Source organism: Cognatishimia sp. MH4019 (assembly GCF_020177595.1).
Lineage (GTDB): Bacteria > Pseudomonadota > Alphaproteobacteria > Rhodobacterales > Rhodobacteraceae > JAHTBL01.
Genome location: NZ_JAHTBL010000002.1, coordinates 298192 through 321754, shown reverse-complemented (window position 1 = coordinate 321754; position 23563 = coordinate 298192). Strand labels below are relative to the sequence as shown.

20 protein-coding genes are annotated in these 23563 nt (G+C 61.3%); 2 read left to right on the top strand and 18 right to left on the bottom strand.

Translation table 11 applies throughout. The features are described 5' to 3' along the window. Positions 1-21: 21 nt before the first annotated feature. The 17 genes from KUW67_RS04810 to KUW67_RS04730 all read right to left on the bottom strand — a co-directional run bounded on the left by KUW67_RS04810 (position 22) and on the right by KUW67_RS04730 (position 19680). Positions 22-1353 carry a S41 family peptidase gene (locus KUW67_RS04810; protein ID WP_224824143.1) on the bottom strand — a complete coding sequence of 444 codons (1332 nt, stop codon included), beginning with the start codon at positions 1351-1353 and terminating at the stop codon, positions 22-24. A 2-nt stretch (positions 1354-1355) separates the two neighbouring features. After that, on the bottom strand, positions 1356-2468 hold the full coding sequence (locus KUW67_RS04805) for a murein hydrolase activator EnvC (RefSeq protein ID WP_224824142.1): 1113 nt from the start codon (positions 2466-2468) through the stop codon (positions 1356-1358). Further along, on the bottom strand, positions 2465-3973 hold the full coding sequence (gene gpmI / locus KUW67_RS04800) for a 2,3-bisphosphoglycerate-independent phosphoglycerate mutase (protein ID WP_224824141.1): 1509 nt from the start codon (positions 3971-3973) through the stop codon (positions 2465-2467). Before gpmI ends, KUW67_RS04805 begins: the two co-directional genes overlap by 4 nt. 40 nt (positions 3974-4013) lie before the next feature. Continuing rightward, positions 4014-4484, bottom strand: a complete 471-nt coding sequence (gene rlmH, locus KUW67_RS04795) for a 23S rRNA (pseudouridine(1915)-N(3))-methyltransferase RlmH (protein ID WP_224824140.1) — start codon at positions 4482-4484, stop codon at positions 4014-4016. A 2-nt stretch (positions 4485-4486) separates the two neighbouring features. After that, complete coding sequence (gene rsfS, locus KUW67_RS04790; RefSeq protein WP_370634905.1) at positions 4487-5017, bottom strand: ribosome silencing factor; 531 nt, start codon at positions 5015-5017, stop codon at positions 4487-4489. A gap of 29 nt (positions 5018-5046) precedes the next feature. Continuing rightward, positions 5047-5877 carry an NAD(P)-dependent oxidoreductase gene (locus tag KUW67_RS04785; RefSeq protein ID WP_224824139.1) on the bottom strand — a complete coding sequence of 277 codons (831 nt, stop codon included), beginning with the start codon at positions 5875-5877 and terminating at the stop codon, positions 5047-5049. After that, on the bottom strand, positions 5874-7079 hold the full coding sequence (locus tag KUW67_RS04780) for an FAD-binding oxidoreductase (protein WP_224824138.1): 1206 nt from the start codon (positions 7077-7079) through the stop codon (positions 5874-5876). The genes KUW67_RS04785 and KUW67_RS04780 overlap by 4 nt, the downstream gene beginning before the upstream one ends. Further along, entirely contained in the window at positions 7076-8776 is a 1701-nt protein-coding gene (locus KUW67_RS04775) for a hydantoinase B/oxoprolinase family protein (protein ID WP_224824137.1), read from the bottom strand. The genes KUW67_RS04780 and KUW67_RS04775 overlap by 4 nt, the downstream gene beginning before the upstream one ends. Beyond that, positions 8776-10854: a hydantoinase/oxoprolinase family protein gene (locus KUW67_RS04770; RefSeq protein WP_224824136.1), complete on the bottom strand. Its 2079-nt coding sequence runs from the start codon at positions 10852-10854 to the stop codon at positions 8776-8778. Before KUW67_RS04770 ends, KUW67_RS04775 begins: the two co-directional genes overlap by 1 nt. 92 nt (positions 10855-10946) lie before the next feature. After that, on the bottom strand, positions 10947-11834 hold the full coding sequence (locus tag KUW67_RS04765; RefSeq protein ID WP_224824135.1) for a LysR family transcriptional regulator: 888 nt from the start codon (positions 11832-11834) through the stop codon (positions 10947-10949). Positions 11835-11893: 59 nt separating this feature from the next. Continuing rightward, entirely contained in the window at positions 11894-13561 is a 1668-nt protein-coding gene (locus KUW67_RS04760; protein ID WP_224824134.1) for an iron ABC transporter permease, read from the bottom strand. Between the two features lie 49 nt (positions 13562-13610). Continuing rightward, positions 13611-14543: a metal ABC transporter permease gene (locus KUW67_RS04755; RefSeq protein WP_224824133.1), complete on the bottom strand. Its 933-nt coding sequence runs from the start codon at positions 14541-14543 to the stop codon at positions 13611-13613. Further along, positions 14544-15758, bottom strand: coding sequence for a metal ABC transporter permease (locus tag KUW67_RS04750; protein ID WP_224824132.1), 1215 nt, complete (start codon positions 15756-15758; stop codon positions 14544-14546). Beyond that, on the bottom strand, positions 15758-16579 hold the full coding sequence (locus tag KUW67_RS04745) for a metal ABC transporter ATP-binding protein (RefSeq protein ID WP_304522388.1): 822 nt from the start codon (positions 16577-16579) through the stop codon (positions 15758-15760). The genes KUW67_RS04750 and KUW67_RS04745 overlap by 1 nt, the downstream gene beginning before the upstream one ends. Further along, positions 16579-17532, bottom strand: coding sequence for a metal ABC transporter solute-binding protein, Zn/Mn family (locus KUW67_RS04740; protein WP_224824131.1), 954 nt, complete (start codon positions 17530-17532; stop codon positions 16579-16581). The genes KUW67_RS04745 and KUW67_RS04740 overlap by 1 nt, the downstream gene beginning before the upstream one ends. A gap of 120 nt (positions 17533-17652) precedes the next feature. Further along, complete coding sequence (locus tag KUW67_RS04735) at positions 17653-18999, bottom strand: mechanosensitive ion channel family protein (protein ID WP_224824130.1); 1347 nt, start codon at positions 18997-18999, stop codon at positions 17653-17655. Positions 19000-19059: 60 nt separating this feature from the next. After that, positions 19060-19680, bottom strand: a complete 621-nt coding sequence (locus KUW67_RS04730) for a heme-binding protein (RefSeq protein ID WP_224824129.1) — start codon at positions 19678-19680, stop codon at positions 19060-19062. Positions 19681-19780: 100 nt separating this feature from the next. Here KUW67_RS04730 and leuC point away from each other — a divergent pair, with 100 nt between their 5' ends. Beyond that, positions 19781-21187 (top strand): 3-isopropylmalate dehydratase large subunit, encoded by a 1407-nt coding sequence (gene leuC / locus KUW67_RS04725; protein WP_224824128.1) that lies wholly within the window; start codon positions 19781-19783, stop codon positions 21185-21187. 375 nt (positions 21188-21562) lie between these two features. On the opposite strand, the gene KUW67_RS04720 is transcribed toward leuC, so the two are convergent. Further along, complete coding sequence (locus KUW67_RS04720; protein WP_224824127.1) at positions 21563-22654, bottom strand: HupE/UreJ family protein; 1092 nt, start codon at positions 22652-22654, stop codon at positions 21563-21565. A gap of 51 nt (positions 22655-22705) precedes the next feature. Between KUW67_RS04720 and KUW67_RS04715 the strand changes: the two genes are divergently transcribed. Beyond that, on the top strand, positions 22706-23506 hold the full coding sequence (locus KUW67_RS04715; protein ID WP_224824126.1) for a DUF4198 domain-containing protein: 801 nt from the start codon (positions 22706-22708) through the stop codon (positions 23504-23506). Positions 23507-23563: the final 57 nt, after the last annotated feature.

Here is a 23563-nt window from a genome sequence, read left to right as displayed (position 1 = left end):
GCAGGCCCGGGCCGTTCCTTTTTACTCAACCGGACCCAGCGCGTTCAGGCCGGTCAGGATGTCGATGGCATAGGCCAACTGATAGTCTTCCTCGCGCAGCTCGGCGGCTTGTTCGGCCCGTGCGCGGTCGGCCTCAATCTGCTGGACTTCATCCTCCGACAGGCTGTCATTGTTCAGGCTGCCGCGCAGATCGGCCTCGGAACGGGAGCGTGCGTTTTCTTCCTCTTCCTCGGTGATCTCAGCGGGGCGCGGCTGTTCCACGATGATATCGGGAGAGACGCCAAGCGCCTGGATTGAGCGACCCGACGGCGTGTAATAACGCGCGGTGGTCAGGCGCATCGCGCCGTCACCGCGCAGGGGCATGACCGTCTGAACAGAGCCTTTGCCGAAGCTTTTGGTGCCCACGACAATCGCGCGGCGGTGGTCTTGCAGGGCACCGGCCACAATCTCGGACGCCGACGCGGAGCCGCCGTTGATCAGCACGACAATCGGCTTGCCTTGGGCCAGATCGCCGGGGGTCGCGTTGAAGCGGTCGCCATCTTCGGGGTCACGGCCACGGGTCGACACGATCTCGCCCTTGTCGAGGAAGAAATCCGACACGCGGATCGCCTCGGTCAGCAGGCCGCCGGGATTGTTGCGCATGTCCAGCACGAAGCCGTTGACGTTCTCAATGCCGCCCGCTTCTTCGACCTGCTCGCGGATGCCGTCTTCAAGGCCGGGGGAGGTCTGGTCGTTAAAGGTGGTTACGCGCAGAACAACGGTGTCGCCTTCGGTGCGGGTGCGCACTGCGGTCAGCTTGATCGTGTCGCGCACGATGGTCACGTCAAACGGCTCAACCTCGCCTTCGCGCACGATGGTGATGATAATCTCGGACCCGACCGGGCCGCGCATCATGTCGACGGCTTCATCAAGGTTCAGGCCCAGCACGCTTTCGCCGTCTACATGGGTGATGAAATCGCCCGCCTCGACACCAGCCTGATCGGCAGGGGTGCCGTCGATGGGCGAGACGACTTTCACAAAGCCCTCTTCCTGGGTCACTTCGATGCCCAGACCGCCGAATTCGCCGCGCGTCTGCACGCGCATGTCGGCGGCATCGTCAGGCGACAGGTAAGACGAATGCGGATCAAGCGAGGTCAGCATCCCGTTGATCGCCGCCTCGATCAGGTCGCTGCTTTCGACCTCTTCGACATACTGGCCACGGATGCGTTCAAAGATATCCCCGAACAGGTCAAGCTGTTCATAAACCGACGCACTGTTCTCGGCCTCTTGCGCGATCAATGGGCCGGCGACCTGAGTGGTCACGATTGTTGCTGTGGCAATGCCGCCCAATGCGGCCATCACGAACTTTTTCATGTTCATTCCTTTGTCAGCGCAAACCAGCTTGACGGGTCCACGGGCGTGTTGGCTTCTCTTGTCTCTATATAAAGCGTTTCTGAGCGAGGGGCGCTACCCGCGAGTGACGATGCGGTCAAATTCGTGTTAACAGGGCCACCCATCAGCCCCACGGCACTGCCTTCCGGCAACACATCGCCGATCGCGCCGTAAACCTGGCCAAGCCCCGCCATAACAACCAGCGCCCCGGCTTCAGGCTCCAGAATGATCACGTTGCCATAATCCAGAAGCGGGCCGCGATAGCGGATGGAGGCTGCGAAGGGCGTCGTCACCAGTGCACGCGGGCGGGTGGCCACCAGAATACCGGGGCGGCGGATACCTGCGGCGTCGGCCTCGTTGAACTGGCGCAGCACTTGGCCGATCACGGGAAGCGGCAGGTCGCCCTTGGCAATCGGGTTGAAGGGCGCTTCGGTTTCCGAGCCGTCCACGGGGATTTCTGACAGGCCGCTGGCGAAGGCTTCCAGCGTTTCGCTGCTGTCCAGAAGGATCGCGGTTTTTACGGGGTCTTCGATGAATCGTTGCGGAAGATCAGTGCGTTGGGAAATCGCTTGGCTCAAGGCCGTCCGCGCCGTTTGGACCTCGTTCAGGCCATTGCGCAGTGTTTCCGTCGCACTTTCCTGCAGCACGCGCAGGGTTTGCATTTCGTCCAATTGCGCTTTTAACACAGCCGCTTCGACTTGCAGCGCAGGCGTCACATCCGACACGATCATGCCAGAACGCGCACTGCCCAGCGGCCCGCTTGGGTGCATCATCAGCAATGGCGCAGGCGCGCTTTCGATGGTCTGCAAGACCGACAAAAGCTGCGCAATCTCGCGTGACTTGCTGGTTAGCTCCCGCTCCAGCGCCTGTTCGCGGATCGAGGCGCGGCGCAGCCCGTCGCGCATGGCAGAAAGCCCGGCCTCATAGGCCTGCACGGTTTGCGTCAGCGCCGCCACGCGGTCGCGCCGCCCTTCGGCGTCTTGCAGCGCAAGGGAAGCGGCGTTTAACTGATCGGCCGCCGCACGCGCCGCATCAGCCGGGTTTGCCTGTGCCGGCGCGGCCAAAAGGGCCAAACATATGACGAGCGGGCGGATCATGTGCGGATCAGGGACGTTCCGGTCATCTCGTCCGGTTGATCGAGGCCCATCAGCTGCAAGAGCGAGGGCGCAAGGTCTGCCAAGCGGCCTTCGGACAGCGTTGCACCTTCCGGCCCGCCGACCAGAACAACCGGCACCGGGTTGGTCGTATGCGCCGTATGCGCGCCGCCGGTCTCGGGGTCGATCATCACTTCGCAATTGCCGTGATCGGCGGTGACGATCATCGCGCCGCCTGCTTTGTCTAGCGCGTCCAGCACTTGGCCCAACCCTTGATCCACGGCCTCACAAGCCCGGATCGCGGCGTCCAGATCGCCCGTATGGCCGACCATATCGGGGTTGGCGTAGTTCGTGACGATCAGGTCATAGCCTTTGCCGATGGCCTCCACGAATTTTTCGGTGACTTGGGCCGCTGACATTTCCGGCTGCAAATCATAGGTCGCGACCTTGGGCGAGGGTGGCATGAAGCGGTCCTCGCCGTCTTCCGGCACTTCGATGCCACCGTTCAGGAAAAAGGTCACGTGGGGGTATTTCTCGGTTTCCGCCAGCCGGAACTGCTTGAGACCATGCTTGGCGACCCAAGCGCCCAGCGTGTTCTGGATATCGCGCTTCGGGAAGGCCGTGGCGAGGTATTTGCTATGCGCATCCGAGTATTCGACCATCCCAAGTTGCGCCGCTAGCTTGGGGCGCGCGCCTGTGTCAAAAGCTTCAAAATCCGGCGCACAGATCGCCGCCAAAATCTCCCGCGCGCGGTCGGCGCGGAAGTTCAGGCAGAAGAGGCCGTCTTTGTCGGTAAGCCCTGCGTAATCGCCAATCACAGTGGCGGGGATGAACTCATCGGTGACGTCCTTGGCATAGGCCGTTTCAATTGGCTCCAACGCGGTTTCAGCCCGCGCACCCTGACCCAGAACAATCGCATCATAAGCGGTCTTTACCCGCTCCCAACGGTTGTCCCTATCTAGCGCAAAATAGCGCCCGATCACGGTGCCGATTTGCGCCGCATCGGGCAGGTTCAGCCCGGCCAGATACCGATCCGCAGACTTCGGCGCCACATCGCGCCCGTCCGTAATCGCGTGGAACACAACAGGCACGCCTGCGTCGGCGATCATGCGGGCGGCCGCCTCAATGTGGGTCACATGCCCATGCACACCGCCATCCGACAAAAGCCCCATCAGATGCGCGGTGCCGCCAGTCTCTTTCAGCGACTCGATAAACCCGAGGATCGCCTCGTTCTCGAAGAAAGACCCATCCTCGATCGCCAGATCAATCTGCCCAAGATCCATCGCCACAACGCGGCCCGCGCCGATATTGGTATGGCCCACTTCGGAATTGCCCATCTGCCCGCTGGGCAAACCTGCATCTGGCCCGTGGGTCAGCAGCGTCGCATTCGGACATTCCGCCATGATCCGATCAAAGTTGGGCGTATTGGCCAAAGCGGGGGCGTTGCCCTCGGTCTCGGACCGCGCGCCCCAGCCGTCAAGGATGCAAAGAACGACGGGTTTGGTCATGGGCTGCTCCTGTTGTGATTGGGAGCGTTCTAACGCGGTTTTAGACCCGGTGATAGGGGGCGCCCGCAAGGATCGACGCGGCGCGATAGAGCTGTTCGGCCAGCATCACGCGGACCAGCATATGCGGCCAGACCATCTTGCCAAAGGACAGCGCGAAATCGGCCTCGGCGCGCAGGTCAGGCGCAATGCCGTCAGCGCCGCCGATGACAATCGCAAGGTCGGAGGTGCCGGTATCGCGCCAGTCGCCCAGCTTGGTCGCGAAGTCAGGCGAGGTCATCACCTTCCCGCGTTCATCCATCACCGCCAGTTTGGACCCTTTGGGCAAGGCTTTGCGCAGCAACACGGCCTCCGCCGCCATGCCGCCGCCCTTCTTGTCCTCAACCTCAATGACAGACGCAGGGCCAAGGCCCAAGGCCCGCCCCGTGCGGTCAAACCGTGTCAGATAGTCGTCGATCAGCGCAGCTTCAGGCCCCGCCCGAAGGCGGCCTACGGCGCAGATATGAAGGCGCATCTTTAGTTAGATTGGGCTTGCTCGCCAGCGGGCAGCCACATCTTTTCCAACTGATAGAACTCGCGCACTTCGGGACGGAACACATGGACGATGACATCGCCGGTGTCGATCAGAACCCAGTCGCCTGCGCCCTTGCCTTCGACCTTACAAAGCCGTCCGTATTCCTGTTTCAACGCATCCACGAGCTTCTCGGAAATCGCGGTGACCTGACGGGTCGACCGGCCCGAACACACGACCATATAGTCGCCCATCTCGGACTTGCCGCGCAGGTCGATCTGGACCACATCTTCGGCCTTGTCGTCGTCCAGTGATTTCAGGATGCGTGCGAGGAGCTCCTCGCTGGAGATGTCCTTTTGACCTGCCATTACCGGCTGGCCTTGGGAAGCGGTGTTGCCCGCTTGAGCAGAAAGAGACAGTTCATTGTCCTCCTGAGTGGCACGCCGACAGGGCCCCGACGCTGGGCATAGATCAAAGATAACACTCGTCTGGCGAAATCTCAACTTTTGCGCGTGCTGGGCGCAGAAGCGGGGCATCTATGCCGAAAAGCGCTGTGCTGCAAGGGCTAGTCGTCTTTGTTCTCGTTCAGGTTCAGCAACGAAACGCCGCTTTCGCCCAAAGGCACCGCCGCAAATGGCCCGCCATGGCACATATGTGCGGGATCCTGCGGGTCGAGGGGGCCGTCCTTGGCGAACATCTCGGCGGCATAGGCTTCGGCGTTGTCCTGCGGGCGGTATCCAAGGAACTTTGCACCCGTATTGTCCACGCCTGCGCGGTCATTGTTCGAGATGCCGTAGATCGTCGTGAACCCCGTGACCGGCGTATCAATCGCGCGGGTCACAAGCTGGATCAGATCGGGGTAGGACAGCCAAGTGCCGACGGCGCGCGCATTGCTGACCTCGGCGCAGGAGAAGATGCGCAGGCAGACCGCCTCAAGCCCGCGTTTGTCCCAGTAAAGGCTCGCCAAATCCTCGGCAAAGCATTTGGCAAGGCCGTAGAACGTATCCGGTTTATGGGGCGTATCGGTCGTGAGTGCTTGCGTCTTGGGATACATCCCCACCGCATGCACGGAACTGGCATAGACCACGCGGCGCAGCCCGTGCTGATAGGCGGCTTCCCAGATGTTATAGGCCCCGATGATATTTGGGCCGATGATTTGCTCGAACGGGGCCTCGTCGCCAATCGCCCCGAAATGCACAACCATATCCGCACCCTCCAACAGCGCGTGGATCGCGTCCTTGTCGGCCAGATCGGCCTGCACATAGGTCTCGTTCGGGGCAAGATCATCAATGCCCTCCGCGATGTCTGAGGACACCAGCGTGTCGGCCATATCGGCCAGTGGTTTGCGCAGGATCGACCCAAGGCGGCCCGCAGCGCCTGTCAGAACAAGTTTCATATCACAGCCTTCTCGACAAAGGTTTCCTCGCGCACGATCCGGTCATAACGGAACGGCGTCAGATCAAGGGTTTTGAATGCGCCATGGGTCAGCCATTCGGCGGTTGCGCGCCCCATTGCAGGGGATTGTTGCAGCCCATGGCCAGAGAACCCGTTGAGGAAAATGAAGTTCTCCACATGGGTGTGCGGCCCGACAATCGCGTTGTGATCGAAGGTGTTATAGGCGTAGTGCCCGACCCATTCGTTGATCACCTTGATCGTCTCAAACTGGGGGATGCGCGTGGCGATGACCGGCCAGATGTGGTCCTGCCAGAGCGCGTGATCCATCGTGAAATCATCATAGGCCACGGCGGGATCATAGTCGGAATGCCCCCCCGCCAGATAGGTTGTCTTGCCGTCCTGGCGGACATGCACGCCGCTGGGATCAATCGTCAAAGGCAGGTCGCGATCCAGCGGTTGCTCGGCGCTGAAAATCCACGTGAAGCGCTTGCGCGGCTCGACCGGAATGTCGATGCCCACCATGCGCGCCGTCTCAACCGCGCGCGGGCCCGAAGCGTTGACGACCTGACCGCAAGCGATCACCGCGCCGCTGGCCAGTGTGACGCTTTCCACGCGGGTGCCTGCCGCATTGCGCGTCATCGCGACGACCTCGCCCGTATGGTACTCGACGCCCCGCTCTTTGCTGGATTTGCGCCACCAGTCGAAGACGGTGATGCCGTCCCAATAGCCTTCATCGACCGTGTTGATCGAGCCCAGCTTGATATCGTCCACATTGTAGAACGGATAGGCCTGCTTGATCTGATCGGGTGTCATCAGAACCGTGCCAGCGCCCGCGGCATGCTGCACCTTGATATTCTCGCGCAGGGTGTCGGCAAAGGCGTCGGTGTCGGCCAGATACATGTAGCCGTAGCTTTGGATGCTCAGCTCTGGCACCCGCTCATCCCCGCCCATATAGGCGCGGAAATTCTTCACGAAATCAGCGGCGAATTGCGAAATCCGCACGTTGATCTCGGTGCTGAACTGCTGGCGCATGCAGGAATTTGTGTGCGTGGTCGAGGCGAATTCGTAGGTCGGGTCCTTCTCGATCACTAGAACCGAGCCGTCGAAATCCGGGTTTTCCGTCAGAAACCACGCGGTCGAGGAGCCCATCATCGCGCCGCCCACGATCACCACATCATAGCTGGTTTTCTGCGGCGCGGTCATAGCATCTCTCCGTTGCGGACGGCGTCCAGAACGGCGGTTACATCCGCCTCTGACAGCCCGTAATCCTGTTGCGCAGACTGGGCCGAGATATAGCCCCGCGCAAGATCGCGTTTCACCAAACCCGGGTCGCGTTCAGAGGCCGGACCATAGCCGGCGCCCCCCGGAAACGCCAATTGCACACGCCGCCCATGGGGCACGAATTGCTTGCCCTTGCCGCGCATCGGCGTGCCGTCATCCTGCGCGATTGTCGTGGAGGCACCCGCGCCACCCACTTGCCGTCCCCGCGCAGGGTGATCGACGCGGTCGAACATGGCCTGAAAGTCGAACTCATGCCCCTCGGTCGCGCCCACCTCCATGAACTGCCCCAACCCGCCGCGATGCTTGCCAGCCCCGCCACTGTCGGGCCGCAATTCCTTACGCCAGATGATCACCGGGCCGGTATGCTCGGTCGCTTCAATCGGCATCGTCATGACACCCGAAGGAAAGGCCGTGGCGTTCAGCCCGTCCACCGTGGGCCGCGCGCCCGCCCCGCCTGAATTGAACGTCAGCACCTCGGCCCGCCGCGCATGATCCGGCGCAGGCGCATCGGTACGGGGCCGCAGGGAGACCTGAAAGTTGCACAAGCACCCGGCTCCCTCGGCAGGCACGGTCTCGGGCAATATCTTATCAAGCGCATCGTAAACTGTATCTGGGATCATATGCCCGATCACATGCCGCAGCGCGACTGGCGCGGGGTGCACGGCGTTCACGATGCTGTCCTTTGGCGCGGTCACTTCAAACGGCGCCAAAGACGCGGCGTTGTTCGGAATCTCCGGCGCAATCGCGCATTTCAAAGCGTAGCACGCATAGGCCTTGGTATAGACGAGCGGCACGTTGATGCCTTTCTTGTCCAAGCCAGACGTGCCTGCGAAATCGCAAGTGATCCGGTCTGCCTCCACCGCCAGCTTCACCTTCAATGTGATTGGCGTATCAAACCCGTCGATCACCATCTCCCCATCCGCGCAGTCGCGGGGGAGCGCCGCGATCCGCTCTAACGTGGCCCGGCGCGAATTCTCAAGAATGAACGCGGCGATGCCGTCCAGATCTTGCAGCGCAAACTCCTGCATCATCTCGATTAAACGGCGGTGGCCAATCTCGTTACAGGTTGCCAGCGCATACATGTCGCCGACCAGCTGATCGGGTTCCCGCACATTACCACGGACGATTCGGATCAGCGTCCGATCGACCTTGCCCCGTTCGGCAAATTTCATGATGGGGATTTGGAGGCCTTCCTCGAAAATACTCGCCGCATCCGCGCCGAACCCGCGCCCGCCGATATCCACGATATGCGCGGTGCAGGCGAAAAATCCGACATGGCGCCCGTTGTGAAAAGAGGGCGTCACCACGGTGATATCATGCAGATGCCCCGTGCCTTCCCAAGGGTCATTGGTAATGTAGATATCGCCTTCAAAGATGTTCTCGGCCCCAATGCGGCGGATGAAATGCGCCACCGCATCGGCCATCGCGTTCACATGGCCCGGCGTGCCCGTGACCGCTTGGGCCAGCATCAAGCCATCTGCGTTATAGACCCCGGCGGACAGATCCCCCGCCTCGCGCACAGACGTCGAAAAGGCTGTTCGAACAAGCGCTTGCGCCTGTTCTTCCACGACCGAGATCAGCCGGTTCCACATCACCTGATAGGCCACGGTCGAGGTCATTAGCCTGCCTCCCTGATATCAATCGTGCCGTCCGGTTGTGCCATGGCATACCTGCTTTGGGGCAAGACAATCGTCGTCTCGTCTTCCGTGATCACAGCCGGCCCCTGCACCGTTTGCCCCACCGCCATCGCCGCGCGGTCCACAACCTGCGCATCCGCCGCAGCGCCCATAGCCGGGTCAAACAGAACACGCGTGCCGCTTGCCTGTGCCGCGCCTGCATCCTGTGCCAGCGCGACCGGTGCGACCTGTGCTTGCGGGGTCGTTGCGTTCACAGCCCAGACCGTGATCTCGACATCCATGCCGTCCACGACACGCCCGAAGAGGGCAGCATAATCCGCCTCGAACAGCGCCAAAAAAGTCTCGGCATCGGGGGCGGTGGCTTGCGCGGGCGTCAGGGTGATCGGTATCTCCCACCCTTGTCCGGTGTAGCGCATATAGACTTTCGTTTCGGTCAGGATCTCGGCCTGCGCATCGCAGGACCGCACGAAGGCCGTCGCCTCTGCCGTCAAATCGCTCAGCAATCCTTTGATCGCGTCCGCATCAAAGCCCGACAGCTTCATGTAAAGACTGCGGTTCGCTTCGAAACTGAAGGGCGCGCGGAGAAATCCGATGGCCGACCCGACGCCCGCGCCCGTTGGCACCAGCATCCGCGCGACGCCCAGCTTTTCGCACAACCGTGCCGCATGCAACGGCGCGGCGCCGCCGAATGCGATCATCGTGTAGTCGGCCAAATCCTCGCCATTCTCGACGGCATGAACCCGCGCCGCGTTGGCCATGTTTTCATCCACGACCTCGGCCAAACCGAAGGCTGCCGTTTGCGCGTCCATCTCCAACGGTGCGCCGAGTGTTTCCTCAAGCGCTGTCGCAGAGCGATCGGCATGCAATTGGATCGACCCGCCTGCGAAATTATCCGGGTCAAGCTTGCCCAAAATCAGGTCCGCGTCGGTCACGGCAGGCCGGTCGCCGCCGCGCCCGTAACAGGCTGGCCCCGGCTCGGACCCGGCACTTTCCGGCCCCACGCGGATCTGGCGCAGCGCATCCACATGAGCCAGCGACCCGCCGCCTGCGCCGATCTCGACCATGTCGATCACGGGGATTGAGATGGGCATACCAGAGCCTTTCTTGAACCGATATGTCCGCGCCACCTCAAACACGCGGCTGGTCTTCGGCGTCTGGTTCTTGATCAGACAAATCTTCGCGGTGGTCCCGCCCATGTCGAAGCTCAGAACCTTGTCCAACCCGTAGCGCGCGGCGATATCCGCGGCGAAGACGGCACCCCCCGCGGGGCCGGATTCCACCAGCCGAACCGGAAACTCTGCCGCGCTTTCAAGGCTGATAATTCCGCCACCGGAATGCATCAAAAAGATCGGGCAGAGCGCGCCTTCCTCGGCCAGACGCCCTTCCAGACGGCTGAGATAGCTTTTCATCAGCGGCTTGATATAGGCGTTGGCGCAGACCGTGTTGAACCGCTCGTATTCGCGCATCTGCGGTGAGACCTCCGAGGAGAGCGACACCATCACATCGGGCAGTTTTTCGGCCAGAACGGCGCGGATCATCTGCTCGTGGGCGTCGTTCAGATACGAATGGATCAGCCCCACCGCGACGCTTGTATACCCGGCCTCGGCGATGCGATCTGCCAGCGTTTCCACCTCGGCACGCTCCAGCGCGATCAGCACCTCGCCCGACGCACTGACCCGCTCGGCCACGGTAAAGCGCGACTGACGTGGCAACAAAGGTTCAGGCAGTTCCAGGTTCAAATCATATTGTTCGAACCGGGATTCGGTGCGCATCTCGATCACATCGCGGAACCCTTGCGTCGTGATCAAAGCCGTCTTCGCCCCGCGCCGCTCAATCAGCGCATTGGTTGCCAATGTGGTGCCGTGAATGATCTGGGTGATCTGATCCGGCGTGACCCCTGCTTTGGCGCAAACCTGTCTCATTCCGTCCAGTATCGCGTTCTCTGGCGCGGCATAGGTCGTCAGCACTTTGGTGGAATATTGGGCCGTCCCATGCTCCAACACGACATCGGTAAATGTGCCGCCGATATCAACGCCAAGACGAACGGAAGACGCGGGCATGGGGGAGCCTTTCGCAAGAGGAACCCGATCAGCCTAACCGTGCCTTGCGATCATTTCTAATTATTCATTTATATTGAAGTGATAGATGCTCTTTATCGCATGTCTTCCAGTGCAATCGCCTGTGCCAGCTCTGCCGCGTTGCGCACGACCGACCTTGAGGGCGTATGGGCGTAGCACGCCGTGAAGCGCAGCGGGGCAGGGCACCAATCGACATCCAGTGGGACCAGCCGCCCCCCTGCCAGCGCGTCTTTGATCAGGATGCGCGGAAGGGCGGCGATGCCCAACCCGTCGACGGTCATCTGCACGCAGGCGGCTAGATTGTTGGACGGCACAAGGCGCACCGGCCCGGCGGGATGGTCGCGAAAATAGGCGGCCAGTTCTGCATAGGGGACGGTTTTGCGCGAAAATGTCAGCACCGGGTGACGGGAGACCGCGTCCAACCCGGTTACCGTCTTTGCAATCTCAGGTGCCGCCACCCACATCAGCGGCACGTCGCCCAAAGCAACGCTGTGGATCGCCGGGTCCGGCACCGGGCCGTTCATCAAGGCCAGATCAAGGGCGCGGTCGGTCAGGTCTTTTTCCAGCTCTGCCGACAGATCGACGACCAGTTCCACGACTGTTTCGGGGTATAGCGCGCGCAGCTCTTTCAGGAAGCGGCCAAGCCAGCTTTGCACGATGATCTCGGTCACCCCAAGGCGGATCACGCCGGATTGTCGCGCGGCCGTCCCGGCTTGCTCGGCAAATGCATCCGCTGCGTCCAGTACGCGCTGCGCAGGCTCCAGCAAACTGGTCCCCGCCGCCGTCAGCGTGACCGATCCCGCATCCCGATCAAAGAGCTTTACACCCAGGCTCGCTTCCAGTCCCGAAATCCGGACCGAGATATTGGGCTGCGTGGTGTTCAGCTTGTCTGCTGTGCGGCGAAAGCTGCCCAAGGCAGCGACCCAGACAAAGGTTTCAAGCTGCTTGAGTGTGGCTGTCATGGGGGTCTCCGGCGCGATAGAAAGACGTTATGTTTTCTATACTCACCGGTAAATATGTCTTATCGTTGGCGCCCCACGCGACGGCAGAGCAGGATCACCGGGATCAGCCCCATCGCGACAATTACAAGGCTTGGCACCGCCGCCCCCTCCAACCGCTCGTCGGAGGCCAAGCGGTAGGCCTGCACGGCCAACGTATCATAGTTGAATGGGCGCATGATCAGCGTCGCGGGCAGTTCCTTCATGACGTCCACGAAAACGATCAGCATTGCGGTCAAAAGCGCGGGCGTCAGGATCGGGAAATGCACCCGGCGGAACGTGCCGTAGGTGGTTTTACCCAACACCCGCGAGGCTGCGTCCATATTCGCGTTGATCGCCGATTGACCACCTTCATAGGAGCCGAGTGCCGCCGCCAGAAACCGGATCATATAGGCCGCAATCAGCAACCAGATCGACCCGGTCAGCAACAACCCGGTGGAGATATCGAAGGTTGCGCGCATCCATGCGTCCACCGCGTTGTCAAACGCAGCAAAGGGCACCAGCAAGCCCACAGCGATCACGCCGCCTGGTACGGCATAACCCAGCCGTCCGATGTAAAGTGCGGCGGTTGCCTTGCCGCCGGGATGCACCCGCTGGAAATAGCCCAGAACGACGGCGGCGCAGACTGTCAGCACCGCTGCAAGGCTCGCCAAGGACAGAGAGTTTTGCAGAAACCCGATATAGCGACGGCTCAGCAGATCCTGCTCGGACCCGATGCCCATCAGCACCAGTGCAATCGTCGGCAGGATCAGCCCGAACAGCACCGGCAGTGCACAAAGCAGCACAGCCCCCTTGCGCCGCAGTCCGGTCAGGTGCAAACGCCCCATCGTTTCGATCCGGCTCGCATGGTACTTCGCCTCGCCCCGGCTTTGCCGTTCCAGCACGGCAAGGATCAGCGCGAAGGCCAGCAGGCCCAGCGCCAGTTGCGAGGCGGCCCCCCGGTCGCCCATGCCGATCCAGCTGGTGTAGATGCCCGTCGCAAAGGTCTGCACGCCGAAATAGGAGACTGTGCCGAAATCGGCAATCGTCTCCATCGTGGCCAGTAGAACACCTGCGGCGATTGCGGGTCGCGCCATGGGCAGAGATACCTGAAAGAACGCCTGCCACGGGGTTTTGCCCAGCGCACGCGCGGCAAAAAACGTGCTGGCGCTTTGGCCCATGAAGGCGGTACGCGCCAACAGGTAGACGTAAGGATAGAGCACCAGTGTCAGCATTAGCGCCGCGCCGCCGATCGACCGGATCTCCGGGAACCAGTAATCGCGCGGGCCCCATCCGGTGACGTCGCGCAGGGTCGATTGCACGATACCGGGGTGATCCAGCACATGGGTGTAGGCATAGGCCATGACGTAGGCCGGAAAAGCTAGCGGGATGACCAATGCGATCTCGAAAAAGCGGCGACCGGGGAAATCTGTCATGGTGACAAGCCATGCCGCGCCCGTGCCAATCGCGAAGGTGCCAAGCGCCACAAGAATGACAAGGATCAGCGTCGTGCCTGCATAGCGCGGCAGCACCGTCTGGCTCAGCGCGTTCAGCGTGTCTGTGCCGGTCGTGATCGCGGCATAGAACACCGCCAGCATCGGCAGCAGGCAAAGCGCGGCCAGCACCGCTGCGCCAATGCCCAGCGCTGTCACACGGCTGGACTTGCGCGCAGCGCTGGGGCGTTCGGTATGCGGTGTCTCTATAACGGCCATCGGCTTGGGATACCCCCAAACCCACCAGAAAGTCGAGCGTTTTAGTCGGTTAAATCGCCTCTTCCCGGCCCACACCGATGCGGGACCGATAGGGGCCGAAGAGGCAGGCCAACCCCAGGATCACGCCGGAGACAGCAGCGATCATCCCCGCCGCACTCACGGCGTTCTGCGCGCCGAACCACAGCGGGCCGTAGCCTGCGAAGACATAGCCAAGGATGGCTGACAGCGTGGCGAAAAGGATGCTCCACGCCACTTGCGTCTCCAACCGGTTGGTCATCAGACGGGCTGCGGCGGGCGGACAAATGAACATCGCGATCACGATGATGGAGCCAACCGCATCAAAGGCCGCAACCGCCGCCACCGCCGCCGTCACAACCAAACCAAAGCCAATCGCGCCCACGGGAAGGCCCAGCGATTGCGCAAAACTTTCATCGAAGGTCGAGATTTTCAACGGTCGCCAGAACACGACAGTCACCACCGTGACCAGCGCGCAAACCACCGCGATGCGGATCAACTCATCCGGCAGTCCCGCCAGCGCCTCGGGGTCCCAGAGCGAGGACCAGCCCAGCGCCTTGAACCAGATGAGGCTTTCCAGATTGCCCATCAGCGCGTGTTCCACGTCCAGATGCACGGTCGAGGTGTCCGATTGCTCTAACAGCAAAACGCCCCCCGCAAAGAGCGAGGTGAAGGCGACGCCCATCGCGGCCCCCGGTTCGATATTGCCCAGGCGTTTGATCGCCTCGATCAGGATCACGGCGACGATGGCCGCACCCGCCGCGCCCAGCAGCATCGGAACCGCCGCGACGCTTCCGGTGATCAGAAACGCCACGACAATGCCCGGCAAAACCACATGGCTGATCGCATCGCCAATCAGCGCCTGTTTGCGCAGCACCAGAAAGTTGCCCGGCAGCGCGCAGGCGATCGAGGCGAGGATGCCGATCAGGATCGGCGTCAGTGAGAATTGGACAAATTCGTTTCCCATCTAGGCGCCTCCCACGGCGGTGGGCTTGCCGATCACCGCATCAAACTGGGCGATTTCGTCTGGCGTGAAGACGTCTTCAATTGGCGTCAGCCCGTCATAGCGCCCGGTGAGGCTCACATCCTTATGCACCTCGCGCGCCACGTCCCAGCGGCGTTCATCCCGCGCAACTTTCGCGGCCTTGGCGCGGCCCGCATCTGTGGCCACGCCATCGGGCCGGATCAGCCCATCGCGGCCCAGCACTTTGAGCGTCAGTTTGTCGTGGATCGGCTCCTGCCGCGCCAGCGCCAGCAACCCCTGACGGTGATGCACCCGCGCTTGAAACCGCTGCCTGCGGATCACGGCAGCCGCAACACCCCGCGCAGGTGCAAAGAACAGCGAGAAGGTGAAAAGCGCAGCGCTGACCAGCACGATGATCGGCCCTGTCGGCAGCGCTGGCGCCGACGCCGAAATTGCAGCACCCACATAGCCCGACACCGCGCCCAGAATGCCTGCCGACCAGATCACCGTGTCGCTTTTCTCGGTCCAGAATCGCGCCGTGACCGCCGGAATAATCAACATCGCCACAATCAGGATCAGCCCGACCAGCTTCAGCCCAATGACCGTGACGGCCATCACCAGGCTCATCATCGCCAGATCAATCTTGCGCACATCGTAGCCCGAGGCGGCGGCATATTCCGGGTCAAACGCCACGAGGGTCATCGGGCGGCGCAACACGAACGTCGCCGCCACGGCGAGCGAGCCGCCAATCGCGATCACCACCGCGTCTTGAAACAGCATGCCCGCCGTAGACCCCAACAGGAAGCCTTCCAAACCGGCTTGCCGCCCTTGGCTCATCGTCTGAATGATCGTCAACAGCACGATCCCGATGCCGAAGAACACCGACAGGACGGCGCCGATCGCCGCGTCCTCCGAAAGCCGTGTCTTGCGCGACATCCACTCGACCAGCACCAACCCGATCGCCGCTGTTACGGCCGATCCCGCCAGCAAGCCGATCAAGCTGCGCCCGTCAAAGCCCAGCGCGACCATGGCGATAAACGCCAGCCCGACGCCCGGCAGAGTTGCGTGCGCCACCGCGTCCGACACCAAGGCGCGTTTGCGTAAGAAAAGAAAAGTCCCCGATGCGCCCGCTGCAAATCCCAGTAACGCGGCCCCGATCCCCACCAAAGCAGCGTTATAGCCAGCGCCCAGAAAGAGCGCGTTGAGGAAGGCGTCCATCAGGCTCCGGCGACCAGATCGAGCTGGTCGATATGGCTCGTCGCCAACCGCCCGCCATAGGTGGCGTGCAGATTTTCAGGCGTAAAGGCCTCGGTGACTGGCCCTTCCGCAATCCGGCGCACGTTGATCAGAAAGACATTGTCGAAATAGCTGCTGACCGTGGCCAGATCGTGATGCACGCAAACAACCGCCTTGCCGTCCGCTTTCAATGCGGCCAGCACGTCGATAATCGCCCGCTCCGTCGCGGCATCGACGCCTGCAAAGGGTTCGTCGAGCAGATAGAGGTCGGCATCCTGCGCCAAGGCGCGCGACAGGAAAACGCGCTGCTGCTGCCCGCCAGACAATTGCCCGATCTGACGATCCGCAAAATCAGCCATGCCGACGCGGTCCAGACATTCCAGTGCCTTGGCCTTATGCGCCCCGGTCAGACGGCTCAGAAGACCTGTCTTGCGGTAAAGCCCCATAAGGACCACGTCGATTACGGTCGTCGGGAAATCCCAATCAACACTCGCGCGCTGCGGTACATATGCGATCCGGTCTCGTGCCGTCGCAAGTGGCGCGCCATACACGCTGACCTCGCCCGACAGGCGCGGAACAACCCCCAAGGCGGCCTTCAAGAGCGTCGATTTGCCCGCCCCGTTCGGCCCGATAATCGCGGTCATCTTGCCCGCTTCAAACGTCGCATCGACCGAAAAGACCGCAGGCTTCTCGCCATAAGACACGGTCATGCCGCGGATCGCCAAAGGCGCATCAGCCAAAGCGATATCGCGCACAGGACGCCCGTCATTTGCAGCCAGGGAAAGGGGGGTGGAGGCTGTCATCAGTTCAACATCTCCGCCATGCCACGCTCAGGCGCTTCACCGCCCAGCGCGCGGGAAATGACCGTCACATTATGGTCGATCATGCCCAGGTAAGTGCCTTCATATGTGTCCGCCGCACCCATCGCGTCCGAGAACAGCTCGCCCCCGATCTCGACCGTATGGCCCGCGGCGGCAGCGCCTTCGATCAGCGCACGGATGTTGCGATCCGACACCGAGCTTTCCACAAAGACCGCGCGGATATTACGCTCGACCAGCATATCGACCAGCTCCGAAATGCGTTGCAAACCCGCCTCGGATTCGGTGGAGATGCCTTGAATGCCCATCACCTCGAACCCGTAGGCCGAGCCGAAATAGTTGAACGCGTCATGCGCCGTCAAAAGCACCCGGCTTTCGGGCGGAACCGACCCCAACACGTTGCTCGCATAGCCTGCCAGCGCTTGCACATCCTGCAAATGCGCATCTGCATTGGCGCGGAAATCTTCCTCATGGGCGGGCTGCTGCACGATCAGCGCGTCGCGCACGTTTGCCACGACCAGCGCCCATAGGTTCGGGTTCATCCAGACATGCGGGTCGAACTTGTCGTCGTAATCGTCATGCCCGATCAGCAGGTTGCGCGGCAGCTGCTCGGCCACAGCCACGACTGACGTCTGACCGGCCAATTCGCCCAGAAATCCCTCCATCTGCGCTTCCAGATACAGGCCATGCCACAGCACCAGATCGGCATTGGCCATCGCCACGATATCGCTGCGCGTCTGGCGGTAAGCGTGCGGGTCCACACCGGGGCCCATCAGCGTGCGCACCTCGACCAGATCGCCGCCCACTTCCTTGACGGCATCCCCGATCATCCCGGTGGTCGTCACAACATTCAGCTTGTCATGAGCGGCCGCAATTCCGGCGCTCAGGGTCAGGCCAGCGGCAAAAATCGTCGCAAAGAAGTGGCGTTTACTCAGCATCGGGTCGGCATCCTTTCAGAAGAAGTCGAAGATGAAATAGAGTTAGAACGCTTACTTGATATTGCAAACCATTCGCAAAGTCAATGCAGTTGCGACTTATTCGCAATTTAGAAACTCTACCTAATCTAGGGCTTTTGCGGGCTCTTCACCCAACATCCTGATCTCGCGCTGCGGGAACGGGATCGAAATATTTTCTGCCTGGAACGCGTCCCAAAGCGCCAGATAGACGGCACCGCGCACATTGGTCAGGCCTCCGGTTGGGTCCTTGATCCAGAACCGCAGGATGTAATCGACCGAACTGTCGCCAAAGCCGACGATATGACAGACCGGTTTGCGGTAGTCTTTCAGCACCCGGTTTACACTCATTGCGGCCTCAATCGCGATGGCGCGGACCTTGTGGGGATCGTCACCATATGCGGTGCCGAAATAGATATCGAGCCGCACAAATTCGTTGGAGTGAGACCAGTTGACCACCTGCCCGGTGATCAGATCCTCGTTCGGGATCAGATATTCCTTACCATCCCGTGTGACGACCGACACATAGCGCGCGCCCAGCGAGTTGATCCAACCGAACGTGTCCCCAAGGCTGATCACGTCGCCGGGCTTGATCGACTTGTCCAGCAAGATGATCACGCCCGACACAAGGTTCGACACCACCTTTTGTAGGCCGAAGCCAAGGCCCACGCCAATGGCACCCGACAGCACCGCAAGCCCGGTCAGATCAAAACCAACTGCCCGCATCCCGATAAAGAACGCCGCGCCATAGAGGAGAACTTGCAAAGCCTTGACGACCAGCACGCGCATCGAAGGCGAGATTTCCTCGTTCGAGCGGATACGCTCGGACGTGGTGGTCGAGATGAAGCGCGCCCCGAAGAACAGGATGCCCAGCATCACCACGGCGTTGATGATTAACAGCAGCGAAATGCGCGTCTCGCCAAAGGTGACGGCGGCGCTGTCGAGGATCGTTGTGGCGGTGTCCGTCAGCTCAAGGATTTGCAGGGTGGCGAAAATCCACAAGCCATATCGGATCAGCGATCTGAGGAACTTGTTGCGGATCAGGCGGCTCAGCAGAGCAATCGCCAGCCAGACAAAGGCCAGCGTCGCGATCACGCTCAGGATATAGGATCGGCTGGGCCATGTCACCTCGCGCATCACGAAGACGACCGCCCAGATCAGCGTGACGAAGATGATCGCCCTCAGGCGCTGATGCACCACCACCAGAAAGCGGATGCGCCATTTTGGCCAGCCTTCGCGGCTGCGCATCCATTCATGCAGGCTTGGGGCAAGAAATCGGTTCAGCAGATGGGCGAGCAGGAACAACGCCACCGCGATGCCGATCTGATACGCGTTCCACGGCCGCAAGAGCGACTCTGCAAACGTGCCGATCTGCATCCAAAGCTCTTGGCCGGTGTCCAACAGCTCTTCGGTGACGTCTTCTGCTTGTGCGTCTACTTCTTCTGGTTCCATCCCGATCCCTGTCCTCAGCTCAAACGTCGCACGGGTCGGGGGATGGGCGCAACGGCGTTGTTACTGAACGAGAAACGCCACTTCATTGCGCCGGTTCCATGGCAGCGTGAAGGGATCGTCGTAAAAGTAATAGCGCGGCGCACCGGCGATCTGCAGCCCTTCGGACGCCGCATGGGCGCGCAGCTTCTCGGCGTGCTTGGTCAGGTTGCGATCCGTGCCGCGACCGGGAAAGGCGATGACCAACTGACGCTCTTTCGGCGCTTCGGTAAAGCGAATGGCGGGGTTCTCCGCCTCGGGCAGCGTTTCAAGCGTATATTCCGACGGCATCATGAAGTTGATCTTCCATGTGCCATCCGCGCCTGGGGTCTGCGCGACCGGCGCGGTCATCGATACTTTCTGATCTTCCGCATTGCCGCCGAAGATATAGTTTGCAAGCGTCCGAAAACCGGTGCTGATCGCGCTGGAGCGGTTGCCCCGCACGGTCACTTCGGCCAGCAAATGCGGCTGATACTCGCGCAATTCCACATTGCCATCGGCACGCACGACCTCATAGGGGGGTGTCTCGTAGCCACGATACATTTCAGCCTCCGCAATGACGGCTAAGGCAGTGACGAACATCAGGCCGATCAGGCCCAGATGGATGGTCCGCGTGGCGGATGTCTTCTTGAAAAGCTGCTTCATACACATCTTTACGCAGCAGCGCAGCATCCGGATCACTCTTGATCTTGAAGGCGCGCGGGTGGCGCGATATCACCCCTCCAGCTTATGAGGAGGCATTGTCATGTCCGCGCCAAAGACACTTTACGACAAGATCTGGGACGCTCACCTCGCCCATGAGGCCGAGGATGGCACCTGCCTGCTTTATATTGACCGCCACCTTGTTCACGAAGTGACCAGCCCGCAAGCCTTTGAAGGGCTGCGCATGACGGGTCGCAAGGTGCGCGCGCCGGAAAAGACAATCGCCGTGCCCGATCACAACGTGCCCACCACATGGGACCGCGAGAAAGGCATCGACAACGAGGAAAGCCGCATTCAGGTCGAGGCGCTCGACAAGAACGCCCGCGAGTTCGGCGTGCATTACTATCCCGTGAACGATATCCGTCAGGGCATCGTCCATATCATCGGACCCGAGCAAGGCTGGACCCTGCCCGGCATGACCATCGTCTGCGGCGACAGCCACACGGCGACCCACGGCGCGTTTGGCGCATTGGCCCACGGCATCGGCACCTCCGAGGTGGAGCATGTTCTGGCCACCCAAACGCTGATCCAGAAGAAATCCAAAAACATGAAGGTCGAGATCACCGGCAAGCTGCGCCCCGGTGTGACTGCCAAGGACATCACCCTGTCGGTGATCGGCGAGACCGGCACCGCGGGCGGCACGGGCTATGTCATCGAATACTGCGGCGAGGCGATCCGCGATCTGTCCATGGAAGGCCGCATGACGGTCTGCAACATGGCCATCGAAGGCGGCGCGCGGGCGGGTCTGATCGCGCCTGACGAGACCACGTTCGACTACGTCAAAGGCCGCCCCCACGCCCCTAAAGGCGCGCAATGGGAAGCGGCGCTTGCGTGGTGGAAAACGCTCTATTCCGACGAGGGCGCCCATTTCGACAAGGTCATCACGATCAAAGGCGAAGACATCGCGCCCGTCGTCACTTGGGGCACCTCCCCCGAAGATGTGCTGCCCATCACCGGTGTCGTCCCCGACCCGGCAGAGTTTGATGGCGGCAAGGTCGACGCCGCGAAACGCTCGCTCGCCTATATGGGCCTGACCCCCGGCACGCGGCTGCAAGACGTCGATGTCGACGCGGTCTTTATCGGGTCCTGCACCAATGGACGGATCGAGGATCTGCGCGCTGCAGCCGAGGTCGTCAAAGGCAAGAAGGTGAAAGACGGCATCATGGCGATGGTCGTCCCCGGATCGGGTCTGGTGCGCCTGCAAGCGGAAGAAGAAGGCTTGGCCGATATCTTCAAGGAGGCCGGGTTTGACTGGCGTCTGGCGGGCTGCTCGATGTGCCTTGGCATGAACCCCGACCAACTGGGGCCCGAGGTGCGCTGCGCCTCGACCTCAAACCGCAACTTCGAAGGCCGTCAGGGGCGCGGATCGCGCACCCATCTGATGTCGCCTGCGATGGCGGCGGCGGCGGCAGTGACCGGCAAATTGACCGACGTGCGCGAGCTTAACTAAGCCTTCAGCTCAAAAGGAGCGCCGCGCGCTAGACACCGTTTCGCGCGCGAAACGCATGTGATTGGTGATGCCTCCGCTGACAGGAGTTTCGCATGCGAAACCGCCCTTTTGATCAGCCCCGCCAACGGGCCTTGGATGTCAGCTTTTCAAACTTAACATAATACCAAGCGCCCCATCAGAGGGCGCACTCTTAGCCCGATATTAAGGTTAACGCGGGCTGCGTCTCAGCTCACAACGCGCGCTCGGTTAACCATCAATTCATATCGTGCCGGAGCTATTCCTCCACGCGCTCGGCATTTAATCTTAACCCACTCGGTAGGGGGGCAGGGCGATCCCGCCTCCCCTTCTTTTGTCTAAAAATACCTCAATCCAACGTCAGAAAAAGACGCGTTCGATGGTCCAGTAGGCCCCGACCAAACCAATCGCGACTGACGCCGGAACAGCGATATAGGCGCGATACCAAGGCTTCTTGCCGAACGGGATACCAATCAGAACAAAGGCGATGGCGATGACGGCAAGCTGGCCGAACTCAACCCCGATATTGAAGGCAATCAGCCCGCTGATGAAGCGCGCAGGATCAAGGCCGATATCGCCAAGCACCGACGCAAAGCCAAGCCCGTGCAGCAAGCCAAAGGCGAAAATCACCGCTGTTCGTCGCCAGGTGATCGACCCACCGATGACGTTCTCGACCGCGATATAGACAATCGACAGCGCAATCAGTGGCTCAACAATGCTGGTCGGCACGGTGACGACACCGAGGGTCGCCATGGCCAGCGTGATCGTATGCGCCAGAGTGAAGGTGGTCACCTGGATCAGCAGCGGACGGATCGCGAGCGAGAAGAAGAACAACCCCAGCACAAACAGAATATGGTCGAGGCCTTTCGGGATAATGTGTTCAAACCCGATGATCAGATAGTCGACAAATGCGGCCATCGCGCTGACCTGTGCAACACCTTCGCGGGGCATCGGTTCGGTCACGGCGCCTTGGGTCAGATAGGCCGTATAGGCGCCCTCACCCTCGCCCTGGCGCACCACAAGAGGCCCGTATTCAGAGGCCCAGCCCATGACGACCGGGGCGTCGCCTTCCGGAAGATCAATGCGGAAGCTGATCGTGGCGTCGCGGGGCAGTTCAAGATCCGGCTCTGGCGAAATGGTAATCTCGCCCAGTTCCGGGGTCACCTGTGTCTCGCCCACAGTCATCGTGATGTCAGAGGCGATCCCGGGCCAGCCTTCGCGGAACAGGGCCTCAAGGGCAGCAGGTTCCAGCGCGCGCAGGCGGTCGTAATCTGCCGCTGCGGGGCTGTTGTCGGTGTCAGCCAATCCGTTGAGGTCCATGTCGGCCACAAGGGGTTCCAGCGTCAGGCGCATCTCGACCTCGGCGGCGGTGTCGCCCACGATGATATCGGCAACGGCGGGGCGCACCTCATGGGCTTGTGATAGCGTTGCCCAGCTTAGCAGCATTGACATTAAGGTGACCCATGCCACCCTCAACCCAGTTCTCATTTTGGAGCCCTCTTCATGGTCTTACGTTGCCTCACAGTTCTCTGTTTTATGCTGGGCGTCCAGCCTGCTTTTGCCCATGAGTTCTGGATTTCGCCAGAGCGCTACCAGATCGCCACGGGCGAGGATGCGGTCGCGCATTTGCGCGTTGGGCAGGAGTTCAAAGGGCCTGCCTTCAGCTATATCGAACGGCAGGTGACGCGGTTTGATCTGGTGCGTGGTGACGCGGTGGAGGCGGTTGTTGCGCGCACAGGCGATAACCCGGCTTTGGACGTCGCGTTGCAAGAGGCGGGGCTGTGGATCGTGGTGCACGAAACCACCGACAACACCCTGACTTATCGCGAGTGGGAGAAGTTCGAGGCGTTTGTTGCTCATAAGGCGTTGTCGGGGGTTCTGGCGGATCATGCGGCGCGGGGTCTGCCTGAGGATGGGTTCAAGGAAAGCTATCGTCGCTTTGCCAAAGCGCTGATCGCGGTGGGGGATGGGGCCGGGCAGGACCGCCCGGTCGGTCTGCGCACTGAGATCGTGGCGTTGGCGAACCCCTATACGGATGATCTGAGCGATGGTTTGTCTGTGCAGGTGCTCTATGAAGGCGCGCCGCGCGCGGACGCTCAAGTCGAGCTTTTCGCCAAGGCGGCGGATGACACGGTGACAGTCACGTTGTTCCAGACGGATGCAGAGGGGCGTGTCAGTTTGCCGGTAGAGCCCGGCACGGAATATCTGGTCGATGCGGTCATGATGATCCCGCTTGAGCCGGAGGCTGAGACGGACCCGGTGTGGAAATCGCTCTGGGCGGCGCTGACCTTCAAGACGCCCTGATGATCTTGCCGCGCTGCATTGGATCGCGTATCAGCGCGACAAGACGCGAAAGGATCG